The sequence below is a fragment of the Mangrovibacterium lignilyticum genome (assembly GCF_010882175.1).
GTDB lineage: Bacteria > Bacteroidota > Bacteroidia > Bacteroidales > Prolixibacteraceae > Mangrovibacterium > Mangrovibacterium lignilyticum.
Window position 1 is genome coordinate 198,340 of record NZ_WKLH01000003.1, and the last position, 12,690, is coordinate 211,029.

The following is a 12,690-nucleotide window of genomic DNA, read 5'->3' on the forward strand; positions in this document are numbered from 1 at the left end:
CAAACACGATTGGACAGTAAAATAACCGTTCAGTGCAGAATGAGTAAGTGACTAAAAGATGTTAATAGCTGAAATGATAGTTTCAGCTTCTGAAATTGCTACTTCGAACAATGGAATCGACATTTCACACAATCCCGGAAATATCGCTTGACTTGAATGGGTTTGATGACTTAACTTTGTTATGCTTTTAGAATATACCACGTATAGTTAAACCAGTTTTATTTTTCTCTTTCATTCCACTCTTAAGCGCACAAGCATTCCAAGCCGGTAGATTCCTACCGGCTTTTTTCTTGTCTTTTCTTTCCGCAATTTCAGTGCGAATCCATTAAGCATAGCTGAAGCTTTCAGAGCATGGATTCTAATGTTTCAGGCACGATTGGATTGCGAAATAACTCTTCGGTGTAAGTCGCGTGCATGACTAAATTATTTTAATAGCTGAAATGATAGTTTCAGCTTCTGAAATTGCTACTTCGAACAATGGAATTGCTTTTCCGTAACTTCCGGGAAATATCTCTTGACTTGAATGGGTTTGATGACTTAACTTTGTTATGCTTTTAGAATATACCACGTATAGTTAAACCAGTTTTATTTTTCTCTTTCATTCCACTCTTAAGCGCACAAGCATTCCAAGCCGGTAGACTCCTACCGGCTTTTTTCTTGTCCCATTGATGTTATTGTGATTAGAGTTTTGTACGAGTTGATCAGGAGTTTTCAGTTAATTTTCTCTGGGAATTTCACACAAATACTTATTGTAATATTGACGTATTCGCTTGATTTATGCGTCCTTCTTCAATTTTAAGTGGCATTTTCAATATATCGAACCGAAAATGGGCAAATTCCTGATAACTGGAATTGCCTATTCATGTGTTGAAAAATGGTCTTCGTTTATTGAAATAGCTTATTGGTACAATTGACGGTGTATACACTTGACTGACATCAGTCCTTGAAGTACCTTAGTCTTGCTTTTAGAATATACCACGTATAGTTAAACCAGTTTTATTTTTCTCTTTCATTCCACTCTTAAGCGCACAAGCATTCCAAGCCGGCAGTCTCTCTGCCGGCTTACTTATTTTACAAGGATTTGTTGTCCGTCAAACTCAATAATATCTCCGGTACGGATTTTTGCTCGTTTTCGGAATTCCGTTTCTCCGTTCAATTTCACAAAACCATCTTCAACAAATAATTTTGCTTGTCCGCCTGATTCTACCAAGTGAAGCAATTTGAGTAATTTTATCAATTCGATATATTCCGTGGTTAATTCAAATTCAATCATATTTTCTATCTATAGCTTTTGTAATTCTTCTTTTTGTTTTTTCGTAAGCTTAGCAACAATCAGGTTGTACGAATCGTCAATCCATTCCTCTATTTGTTTGTCGCTTACTGATCCATCGATGCGGATCGTATTCCAATGAATTTTACTCATGTGATAGCCAGGACTGACACACGAGTACTTTTCACGCAATTCAATGGCTTCATCCGGGTCACATTTCAGATTGACGCTCAGGTCGCTTTCAATATCTGTCAAAGCAAACATTTTCCCCATGACTTTAAAAACAAGGGTAGTTTCATCGAAAGGAAAACCTTCTGTTGTCCCTTTTTTTGAGATACAGTACGCTCGAAGTTCTTCAATGTTCATGGGGTAAAATTATAGATTATTTCAGGCGGTTGGGTAAAAGGCGTCCTTATAATGCTCCAATTCGTATGCATCGTTCTGAAAAATGATGGCAATCACATCAAATCGCGTATCACAATGGCTATCGGTTTTGAAAATATAGGCTTCAGCGGCTTCAATCAAAAAGCGAATTTTTCGGGTACCAACAGCTTCGCTAGGATGTTCAAAGGCTGTGCCGGTTCTGGCTTTTACCTCAACGATTACCAATTCATCTCCGTCTTTAGCAATGATGTCGATTTCGTAATGATGAAAATGCCAATTAGTCGCCAGAATCTTGTAACCTAGTTTTTGAAGATACTCCCGGGCAATTTGTTCTCCTTTATCGCCTAATTCTTTTTGTTTGGTCATTGGTTTTATTTAAAAAAGGAAGTTAGGGCATTTTATGAAAGAATCAAATGTTGTAAATTATAGAGGAACTTTTAATCAGGTAGTTTGTTGAATTAATTCAAACATTTGTTTTAAATTGTGATATGACCAAAATTCTAACCTTTATTTTTTTGTGGGCCCCTTTTTGTGTTGCTGGTCAAGATAATTTGATGACCATGCGGGCCGCGGTGGACTCGGCTTTTGCCAATAATGCGATCCTTAATCAATCAAGAGCAATCGTTGAGCAAAAAAGGAATGAGTGGCGGACGTTAACCGGGGTTGAAGCTCCGGAGGTCAGTTACTTCGAAGAAGGCAAAAGCAGTTCTGCAACGAAGCCCTTTGAAGAGCGTCGCTGGACAATTTCTCAAACTATCGATTTTCCGCTGACTACGGTTTACCGATTAAAGGCTCTGAAACAGGAAGCGGAGGCGATGAATTACCTGGTTCAGGCCCAGCAAAATGAAATACGGGCTGAAGTCAAATCCAGGTATATTGACATTCTTTATGCTTTGCATCTACAAGAGCTTGGTCGACAGCAAAAAGCGTTGGCTGATGAACTCTATAATGCAGTCTATACGAAGTTCGAAACCGGAATGGGTAACGGGATTGACCTGACTAAAGCGGAGTTGCAGGTGGCAGAAGCTGAGAATTTTCAAAATGAAGCCGAGCGCATGTTGCATATGGGGCGTTACAGTCTGTTTCGCTTGATGGGACTTGAAATTTCTGAAATCAATTATGGCATCCTATTTTCAGATACATTGAATAACAAAGAAGTGGTCGTGAACCAGATTACCGCGCTATCGGTGTTGCATGAGCAACCGGAATATTTAGCCGCGATAGCTGAGCAGGAGGCGACTCAAAATAAAATACGCGAAGCGAAAAGCAATATTTTGCCTGATATTCGCTTCAACTTATATAAGCAAAATTACGGCGATGGTTTTAAGTACAATGGTTTCGAAGTTGGCTTGAGCATTCCGATTTGGTTACCCTTTGAGCAAAGCGGGAAAATTAAAATGGCCCAAGCCAGACAAACAGAGATTGAATGGCAGCAAAAAGGGATCGAGCAAGCGATGAAGGAACAGATTGAACATGCCTGGCACAGTTATACTTCCAGTAAACAAATCATTGATCGATACAATCAAACAATGAGTGCTAAATCGTCTCGCTTGCAACAACTGAGTATTGAAGCCTATCGACTAGGCGAAATTGACCTGATGAATCTCATCTTGGCTCAGCAAACTTATCTCAACAATCAAGAAAGATATCTTTCTGCGCTTCATGATTTTTACCTGCAGCTAACACAGCTTGAAAAATATTTGAATCTCGAACTAGTTTACTAACCACAAAGCATATGATTTACAATAAATCGATTTGGTTCGGAGCCTTTTTACTGGCAACAGCGCTGGCTTCCTGTTCTTCGGGCAAGGAGCGTCAGCAACCATCGGAGGAAATCCATGAAACCCCTCCGTCCGTTTCAGGAAATCAGCCGGAGATGTTGATTGTTCATTTGTCAGACAAAGAAGTAAAAGAGTTAAAGATCGAAACACAAAAGGTTTCAAGCGACATCAAAAACTACAGTCTGCTGGCATCGGGCGTTGTCTTTCCGGCAACAAATCATGTGAGTGTTATTAGTACACCAATTAATGGCAGGGTGAGTGCAATTATGATCCGAGACGGGCAAGCTGTTCAAAAAGGGCAAGAGCTCTTTAAACTTGAAAGTCTTGTTTTCGGTAATTTGGTTTCGGAATATCTGCAGGCTATTGCCGAAGAAAAATTTCAAACAACCCGTCTGGAACGGATGAAACAGTTGGTGGCTCAAACCATCAGCTCTAAATCTGAATTGGACCGTGCTATGTCGGACTATGATCGTGCCAGAACTGCTTCTATTGCGGCTGTTGCTAAGCTAAAGGCAATAGGGGTTCCTGATCATGAAATTGCAGCGATTCGCAATACTGATCAAATTGATCCAAGTTTAAAAATACACGCCCCGATTTCAGGTAGTTTCGATCATTTAAAAGTTGATTTGGGACAGTCGGTCAATGCGTTGGAACAGTTAGGGCGAATCATCGATCTGGATAAAGTTCTGATTAAAGGTTATTTGAGTCCTGAAGAGGCTCGTTTTGTGAATGTTGGCGATACCGTTGCGATTTCACAGCGGGAAGATGATCGGGATAAAATTGCAGCTTATATCTCTTCTATAAATCCGGGATTGGATGAAGCTAATCGCTCTGTGGTTATAAATGTTGAAGTCACTCCTGAAAATAGTTGGCCCAAACCGGGTGAAAATGTCAGGCTTGAAATCTCGTCCCGTTCTACGGGAGGGGTCTACTCGATTCCCCTAAAGGCGATTACCTACGATGGAAATAAGGCAGTGGTTTTCGTGAAGAAAGATGCCTCGGTCTATGAAAAGCGATTTGTCGACATTGCGGAGATCCGCGACCAATATGCGATTGTCAGAGAGGGTATGAAGGAAGACGAAGAAGTCGCTGTTTCCCAAGTTTTCAGTTTGAAAGCGTTGTCTCGTTACGAATTAATTGCCGAAGAATAATCCAAGCCACCGATCATGCTACACCAAATAATTGTCTTTTCTGTTCGCCAAAAGTTTGTTGCACTTTCGTTGGTTGTGTTAATGGCTGCTGCCGGCGTTTATTCGCTCATGCAGATTCCTATCAATTCATTGCCCGACGTAACGCCGGTTCAGGTTTTGGTTATTACCAAGGCTGGTCGCTATTCGCCCTACGATGTTGAGAAACTGGTCAGCTATCCGATTGAAACAGCGATGAACGGTTTGCCTGATGTGAAAGAGGTTCGTTCCATTTCTCAATTTGGATTGTCGGCAGTTACTGTCGAATTTCAGGAGAACACGGACATTTATTTTGCCCGGCAAATGGTAAGCCAGCGTTTGCAGTCTATATCCGATGACTTGCCGGCGGATGTATCAGCGCCGCAATTGGGGCCAATTTCGACTGCGTTGGGAGAAATCTATCAGTACGAAGTCAAAGGTGAAAATTATTCGTTAACAGAGTTGCGCGAGTTTCAGGATTGGATGATTGCTCCGCAGTTGAAAGTGGTGAAGGGAGTAACCGAAATCAATTCATTCGGCGGTTATGTGAAGGAATATGATGTTTTGATTCAACCCGGGAAGATGCGGATGTACAAAGTCAACATTCAGGATATTATTGACGCAATTGCTCAAAACAATTCGGTTTCGGGTGGAAATTACCTGGTGCACAATCGCGAACAATACATTGTGCGGGGCTTTGGTCAGATAAACAAGAAAGAGGATATTTTGAATATTGTTGTTGCAAAACGCGAGAATACACCGGTATTTATCCAGGATGTAGCCGATGTGGAAATCGGAACGCAGATTCGCCAGGGGGGTGTTACCCGCGATGGAAAAGGAGAAGTTGTAACCGGAATTGTGATGATGTTGCGTGGCGGAAATGGGCGAGAGGTAATAGCAGATATTGAGTCGAAGATTGAATCCATTAATAAAAATCTGCCGGAAGGTGTGCAGATTGAAAAGTTCTACGATCAGTCGGATCTGATTAATCGCACAACCGGAACCATTAAAACCAACCTGCTTGAAGGAGGTTTTTTGGTGATTGTTGTTTTGCTTTTGTTGCTGGGCGAAATATCGGGAGCGCTGATTGTTGCGATGGTTATTCCGTTGTCCATGTTGTTTGCTTTCATTGGTATGCGGGAGTTTGGTTTGGCTGCTAACCTGATGAGCTTGGGAGCGATTGACTTCGGGATGGTTGTAGATGGCTCGGTGGTGATGGTTGAAAATATCGTCCATCGTCTGCAAGGTAGAAAAACAGGTGAGAAGCCCGATGATCTGATTGTTGAGGCAGCCAAACAAGTTGTTCGGCCAATCTTTTTTGGGGTGCTGATCATCCTTTTGGTGTATGTCCCTATCATGACTTTCAGTGGGATGGAAGGTATTCTGTACCGGCCAATGGCGATTACGGTTGCAGCTGCTGTATTCGGGTCGCTGCTTCTGGCGTTGGTTTTTATCCCTTCAATTTCAGCTTTAATTTTTCACAAAGGGGTGAAAGTCCGTAGGAATTACCTGATCGATTGGTTGAAACCGCGATACCTGCGTCTGCTGGGATGGCATATGGAAAAACGTTTTATGGTGGTGACTTCAGCGATTCTTTTATTTCTGTTTTCGATTGGGGTGATGGTTCGTTTGGGCAGTGAGTTTCTTCCTGAGTTGGAAGAAGGGTCTATTTTAGTAGAACAGGTTCGCATGCCATCGGTCACTTTGGAAGAGTCGATCGAAAATGCCAATTGGCTGGCTGGTCAGCTTATGGCAAATATTCCTGAGATAAAAACGGTGGTGCCCAAAACCGGGCGTTCCGATTTGGCTAACGACTGGATGGGCGTTCATCAAACCGATGTTTGGGTGGTACTTAAAGACCCAAAGGAGTGGCGCAAAGGAATTGAAAAAACAGATATTATCGACCAAATTGAGCCTTACCTGAAAACGGAGCCCGGATTGGCTTATAATTTTACGCAACCCATTGCTATGCGGGTTGATGAGCTGACAAGCGGCGTAAAATCTGATCTCGCAGTGAAAATTTATGGTGAAGATTTGGATGAATTGAATCAGGTTGGAGAGTCGATCTCGAAAATTGCGTCGACCATGAAAGGAACGGACAATTATTTTGTAGAGCAACCCATCGGTCAGCCTTATCTGACCATTGAAATAGACCGGGAGGCTGTGGCTTCATTTGGCTTAAATGTCGACGAGGTACAGCAAGTAATTGAAGCTGGTATTGGCGGCCAAATTGCAGGGCAAGTCTATGAGGGGCAGCGCCGATTCGATATACTGGTTCGATATCCGAATGACATCCGGGAACAACTGCAGCAAATACAGGAAATCCCGGTTTATCTGGCCAATGGGCAATTTATTCCCCTTAAGCGGGTGAGTAAAATTATCGCGCAGGAAGGGCCTCGTGAAATTCAACGCGAAAACGGATGGCGTCGTTTGATTGTTGGCGTCAACATCAAGAATATTGATATCGGTACTTATGTGGCCAATTTGCAAAATGCAATTGATAAAAAAGCCGATGTTCCGCCGGGATATTTCCTGGAATACGGTGGCACCTTCGAGAACCAACGCCGTGCTATGAACCATTTGTTATTGGTTGTGCCTTTATCGTTGTTTATTATCATCGGTTTGTTGTATCTGAATTTTGGTGCCATGCGTTTCGCAATGATTATTTTACTCAACTTGCCATTTGCTTTATCTGGTGGCATTTTCCTATTGTGGATGCGTGGCATGTATCTTTCCGTATCAGCCAGTATTGGTTTTGTCGCGCTGTTTGGGGTTGCTGTTTTAAACGGTATTGTGTTGCTCGATCATATCAATGAATTGCGAAAGGAAAAAGCAGGATCGTTGAAAAACCTGGTGGTCGAAGCGTCGGGCGACCGACTGCGTCCGGTTCTGATGACGGCTTTGGTAGCCAGTTTGGGTTTCATACCAATGGCTTTCAACTCCGGTCCGGGGTCCGAAGTTCAACGACCGTTGGCGACCGTGGTTATTGGTGGTTTGATCACTTCAACCTTGCTTACTTTATTGGTATTACCCACTATTTATATGTGGGTTGAGGGGCGAAAAAAGCCTGCAGGTAAGGATGTTTGATATTTGTAATTGCTGGGTGATTTATTCATTTCGGTATTCAATTTAATTAGACCTTAATTAGTATCACATCTGTTTTGCCTAATTTTAAATTTAAACCACGAAGATTTTACGTTATGGGGAATAGCAATTCGATTTCAGGGACAGAAGTGAAAACACATACGATTTTGGGAGCAGGTGGCTCTATCGGAAATAGTTTGGCCGATGAGCTACTTCGTCAGAATCAGGTAGTAAAGTTGGTTTCCCGAAGTGGTTTCAGCATGCCGGGAGCGGATACTGTCAAAGGTGATTTGCTTTCGTTTCCCGATACGGTAAAGGCTGTAAAGGGGGCAGATGTTGTGTATTTATGTGCGGGCTTACCTTATCGCTACGAGGTTTGGAAAGAGCAGTGGCCCAAAATTATGGATCACGTTATCGAAGCTTGTATCAAGGAGAATGCACTTCTGATATTTTTTGATAATGTGTACATGTATGGTCGGGTTGAAGGAAAGATGACCGAACAGACACCCTACGATCCGTGCAGTAAGAAGGGCGAAGTCAGGGCTCGGATCTCACTCATGCTGGAAGAGGAAATGATGAAGCGAAATATCCGGGCGATTATTGCCCGTGCTGCTGATTTGTATGGACCGTACTCGGTACAATCCAGTGTGCTTTACATGATGATGATTGCAAATCTGAAAAAAGGTAAGAAAGCGCAATGGATGGGAAGTATGAAACAACCACATTCATTTACTTATACACTTGATTGTGCCAAGGGACTCAAACTTTTGGCTGATGATCCTAAAGCACGTAACCAGGTGTGGCATTTGCCCACCAGCAATCCCGGCTTAACAGCTGAAGAATGGGTGCGGCTAATTGCTGATGCTTACCAATCAGATCCTAAGTATACGCTTCTGAAGAATTGGATGGTAAGCTTGGCAGGTTTGCTGAATAAGACAATTGGCGAAGTTTATGAGATGATTTACCAACAAGAAATGAATTACCATTTCGATTCGACGAAATTCAATACCTACTTTAAATTCACGCCAACGTCATATGAACAAGGGCTTGGTGAGACCATCCGGTTTTTGGAAAAAATTGGCAACTAAGTCGCATGCCGCCTTCTCGTTATTTTGGAATCGGCTTCAGCCTGACTATTTCGTCTTGCTGATTTAATGAATAGTTGTGACCGAAAACTAAGGGCATATTTTCGTCGATGTGACCCGAAGGACAGTTAAAATAAACCGGGTAGTTGTAGTCTTTAACGGCTTCTAAGATGATTTCTTCCACACTTTGCCCGAATGGAGAGTCGTTGTCTTTCATTTCAGTGAAACTTCCAACCAACAAGGCCTTCAGTCCTTTTAGTTTGCCTGAAAATTTTAGGCTTTGCATCATTCTGTCGAGGTGGTATAGGTATTCCGACAAGTCTTCAATGAACAGGACTTTTCCTTCCGTGTTGACCTCAAGGTTTGTTCCTAGCAGGCTATAAACAATTGAAAGATTACCCCCGCATAACTCACCTTCTGCTTTTCCGGTTCGGTTGAGAGGATGGCTCTCAAAAGCATAGGCCGGGATTTCACCCCGAAGGAGACGGATCAGTTGATGGTAGCTTTCTGTTGGATGTTCTTTTTTTTTGTAATATGCGGGCATTGGCCCGTGAACACTACAAAAACCCTGGTTTTGAAACAATCCATGCAGTACCGTAATATCGCTGAACCCGACGAGCCATTTCGGATTTTCTCGATAACGGCTAAAGTTCAATTGACCAGCTATTCGAATAGCCCCGTATCCACCACGCGAACAGATGATGGCTTTACATTTTGGGTCATCCAGTGCTTCTTGTAAATCCTGCAGTCGCTCTTGGTCAGTTCCTGCAAATTGAAAATGGGAAGCCAGCATGTGTTTGCCTATTAGCACTTCAAACCCTTCATATTCAAGTGATTTTACAGAAGGGAGGACTTTTTCGTCCTTTATTTTTCCGGCAGGAGAAACGATTCGTATTCGATCTCCTGGATTTAAAAACGAGGGTTGTAGCATGATTTTCAATTTGAAGTTGAAGATACAAATCTTCAATTAAAGGAAGTTTAACTTATATGAAGAATTGAACGTAAAACCGTTTGAGTAGTTCTTTGTCAAATAGTTAAAAACTTTAAAACGATGAGAAATCGGGTAGGTATACTGGGATCCGGTGTTGTAGGCCGGGTTTTGGCAAATGGTTTCCTGAAACATGGTTACCAGGTAATGGTTGGAACACGACAACCGGATAATCTAAAAGAATGGTTAGCTGAGGCGGGAGACATGGCTTCGGTTGGTACATTTCAAGATGCGGCTCGCTTCGGCGATCTTGTGGTTTTGGCGGTGAAAGGGAGCTCTGCCGAGTATGTGCTTGATTTGGCAGGTGCGGCGAATATGCATGAAAAAACAGTGATTGACACCTGTAACCCGATAAGTAATGAGCCGCCGGAAAATGGCGTCTTACGCTATTTCACGCCGCAAAATTCTTCTTTGATGGAACATCTGCAGATGAAATATAGCCGCATTCATTTTGTGAAGGCTTTTAATAGTGTTGGTAATGGCCTCATGGTCAACCCGGAGCTTAAAGGACAAAAGCCGACAATGTTTATCTGTGGCAATGATGAGAAAGCAAAAAGTGAAGTGAAAATTATTTTGACCCAATTTGGCTGGGAATTTGCAGATATGGGAGGAGTAGAGGCTGCCCGACCAATTGAGATGCTCGCTGTTTTGTGGTGTATTCCCGGATTTTTAAGACATGAGTGGGAGCACGCTTTCAAGTTGATAAAATAAATGAACCTGTCGGCCATAAAAAAGCCCCTGTGAAAGGGGCTTCGGCATATTTAATTTTAGTTCTTTTTATAAATCCAGGCTCCCGAGCCTGCTTGGCTTAAATAATCTGTTCTGGCAGAAAGTGCGTCATCAATTGCGACGTAACCTCCAAGTGAAATGTAGTGTAAACCTTTAATGACACCCAAGTCAGTTCCCTGGTATCCTTCTTTGTCCAATTGGCCGATGAAGGTTTGGGCATTCTCCTCATTACGGAAACTTCCTACAATCAGAAAATAGCGGGCTGCAGCTTCGCCTTCGTTTACAACTTCTTTCGGTTGAGCGGATTCAATCGCTTCGCTGGTAATCTCGATAGTTTCCTCAGCTGCAACTTCTTCCTTCACTGTTGGTGCCGGAGTTGTAGTCATCATCTCACGGATGTAACCCAAATCCGATTTTTGGATGTTCGATGTGTTGTTTTTCAGCGGGATAACAGCCAGGGCAAAAAGCAGAGGAATAGCTACCAATACTTTTTTCAGGCTGCGCTTCTGGAAGAGAACTTCCACTGCCTGACGTTCTTGTTGAGAGATTGCTTTACGCGCCATTTGGCGAGAAAACAAGCTTTCGTAAGAGAACGAATCGAAACCAAAAGCATCCAAATTCAGGTTGCCTTCAACTTTGGGAGTAAAGACCAAATGTTGTTGTTCGTCGTAAGCTAAACTACCCAATCCGGTGATGGTGATTTCTTCACCATCGGTTAAGCGGTAGTTCAGTTCCTGAACCATCAGGTCGATCTTTTTGCGTGCTGCAATATAATTCAAGCCTTCTTCCGAGGCGATATGATTGGTGAATAAACCATCGTTGAAATTCAGCTTTTTGTTAAAGCTTACCGATTTCCCCGGAGGCGTAAACTGCGATGCATGCAATCCGGCTTGTTTGTAGTTGGTTACAAAACCCCCAAAGCCAGGAATGATAACGCAGTCATTCAACAATAATAATTCTTTGATATAGGCTAATAGTTCCACAGTACTTTGCGTTTGAAATCAAAAATAAGGAAAAATTAATGCCCTTACAACATAAAGTTTTCAACATTTTGAGGGGTTTCTGAACCTTCAATGTCTAAACTACATGGGGTGAATAAGGTTAGCTTACCCAATTTATGCTTAATTTAGGGCAAAAATTTATAACCAAATTATGGCAACAAAAATATTGGTAACCGGCGGAACTGGTTACATTGGCTCTCACACTGTCGTTGAATTACAGCAATCAGGTTATGACGTGATCATTGTTGATGACTTGTCGAATTCAAGTATTGATGTTTTAGAAAACATTGAAAAAATTAGCGGTGTTAAACCTGAATTTGAACAATTGAACCTGGCTGATTCAGCAAAAACAGACGAGTTTTTTAGCAAGAATAAGGATATAGCTGCGATCATTCACTTTGCAGCTTCGAAGGCTGTTGGTGAATCGGTTCAAATTCCATTGCATTACTATCGTAACAACTTGGTTTCCTTGATGAATATTTTGGATTGTCAGCTGAAATACAACATCGCAAACATTGTTTTTTCATCGTCATGTACGGTTTACGGACAGCCCGAAGTATTGCCGGTAACAGAAAAAACACCTCGTAAAGATGCTGAATCTCCCTATGGAAATACAAAACGGGTTAACGAAGACATTTTAAGTGACAGCATTAAAGCGTTCCCGCAACTGAAAGGAATCGCCCTGCGTTATTTTAACCCGATTGGAGCGCATCCTTCAGCCTTGATTGGTGAGTTACCATTAGGTGTACCTCAGAATTTGGTTCCGTTTATTACCCAGGCGGCTGCTGGCTTGCGTGACGAGCTGAAGGTCTTTGGTGACGATTATGATACTCCGGATGGTTCTGCAATTCGCGATTACATCAATGTGGTTGACTTGGCTAAAGCACACGTTGTTGCCATTGAGCGCTTGTTGAAAAGTAAAAATAAGGAAGGATACGAAATATTCAACCTTGGAACAGGAAATGGTTATTCGGTTTTGGAGATTGTGAAAGGTTTTGAAAAAGTGACCGGTGTGAAACTGAATTACAAAATCGTTGACCGTCGGGCCGGCGATATTGTAAAGATATGGGCTGATACAAGTTATGCCAATGAAGAGTTAGGTTGGAAATCGGAAAAAGGATTGGAAGAAACGTTGCTCTCGGCTTGGAATTGGGAAAAGCGCGTTCGGGGAATTGAATAAAAAGTCGGCCTTTTTGTTGCTG

General features: G+C 42.3%; 11 protein-coding genes. 6 read left to right on the forward strand and 5 right to left on the reverse strand.

Annotated elements, in window-relative coordinates; genetic code table 11:
* Positions 1-1,066 precede the first annotated feature (1,066 nt).
* From GJV22_RS15140 to GJV22_RS15150, 3 genes are read right to left on the reverse strand one after another with little or no spacing between them, the layout of a single operon-like run.
* Positions 1,067-1,273, reverse strand: a complete 207-nt coding sequence (locus GJV22_RS15140) for an RNA-binding S4 domain-containing protein (RefSeq protein ID WP_163715590.1) — start codon at positions 1,271-1,273, stop codon at positions 1,067-1,069.
* A gap of 9 nt (positions 1,274-1,282) precedes the next feature.
* Complete coding sequence (locus GJV22_RS15145; protein ID WP_163715593.1) at positions 1,283-1,636, reverse strand: MmcQ/YjbR family DNA-binding protein; 354 nt, start codon at positions 1,634-1,636, stop codon at positions 1,283-1,285.
* Positions 1,637-1,657: 21 nt separating this feature from the next.
* Positions 1,658-2,020 (reverse strand): YraN family protein, encoded by a 363-nt coding sequence (locus tag GJV22_RS15150; RefSeq protein ID WP_163715595.1) that lies wholly within the window; start codon positions 2,018-2,020, stop codon positions 1,658-1,660.
* A 122-nt stretch (positions 2,021-2,142) separates the two neighbouring features.
* On the opposite strand from GJV22_RS15150, the gene GJV22_RS15155 reads away from it, so the two are divergent.
* From GJV22_RS15155 to GJV22_RS15170, 4 genes are all read left to right on the forward strand, one after another.
* Complete coding sequence (locus tag GJV22_RS15155; RefSeq protein WP_163715598.1) at positions 2,143-3,378, forward strand: TolC family protein; 1,236 nt, start codon at positions 2,143-2,145, stop codon at positions 3,376-3,378.
* Between the two features lie 11 nt (positions 3,379-3,389).
* The gene (locus tag GJV22_RS15160; RefSeq protein WP_163715601.1) at positions 3,390-4,586 is read left to right on the forward strand and encodes an efflux RND transporter periplasmic adaptor subunit; all 1,197 of its coding nucleotides are present in this window, start codon (positions 3,390-3,392) and stop codon (positions 4,584-4,586) included.
* 15 nt (positions 4,587-4,601) lie between these two features.
* Positions 4,602-7,688: an efflux RND transporter permease subunit gene (locus tag GJV22_RS15165; RefSeq protein WP_163715603.1), complete on the forward strand. Its 3,087-nt coding sequence runs from the start codon at positions 4,602-4,604 to the stop codon at positions 7,686-7,688.
* Between the two features lie 113 nt (positions 7,689-7,801).
* Complete coding sequence (locus GJV22_RS15170; protein WP_163715608.1) at positions 7,802-8,773, forward strand: NAD-dependent epimerase/dehydratase family protein; 972 nt, start codon at positions 7,802-7,804, stop codon at positions 8,771-8,773.
* Between the two features lie 19 nt (positions 8,774-8,792).
* Here GJV22_RS15170 and GJV22_RS15175 read toward each other — a convergent pair whose 3' ends face one another.
* Positions 8,793-9,701 carry a S66 peptidase family protein gene (locus GJV22_RS15175; protein ID WP_163715610.1) on the reverse strand — a complete coding sequence of 303 codons (909 nt, stop codon included), beginning with the start codon at positions 9,699-9,701 and terminating at the stop codon, positions 8,793-8,795.
* Positions 9,702-9,821: 120 nt separating this feature from the next.
* Here GJV22_RS15175 and GJV22_RS15180 point away from each other — a divergent pair, with 120 nt between their 5' ends.
* Positions 9,822-10,469: an NADPH-dependent F420 reductase gene (locus GJV22_RS15180; protein ID WP_163715613.1), complete on the forward strand. Its 648-nt coding sequence runs from the start codon at positions 9,822-9,824 to the stop codon at positions 10,467-10,469.
* 56 nt (positions 10,470-10,525) lie between these two features.
* Here the strand turns inward: GJV22_RS15180 and GJV22_RS15185 are convergent, their stop codons facing one another.
* On the reverse strand, positions 10,526-11,470 hold the full coding sequence (locus GJV22_RS15185; RefSeq protein ID WP_163715615.1) for an HU domain-containing protein: 945 nt from the start codon (positions 11,468-11,470) through the stop codon (positions 10,526-10,528).
* A 169-nt stretch (positions 11,471-11,639) separates the two neighbouring features.
* On the opposite strand from GJV22_RS15185, the gene galE reads away from it, so the two are divergent.
* Positions 11,640-12,668 carry a UDP-glucose 4-epimerase GalE gene (gene galE, locus GJV22_RS15190; RefSeq protein WP_163715619.1) on the forward strand — a complete coding sequence of 343 codons (1,029 nt, stop codon included), beginning with the start codon at positions 11,640-11,642 and terminating at the stop codon, positions 12,666-12,668.
* Positions 12,669-12,690 lie beyond the last annotated feature (22 nt).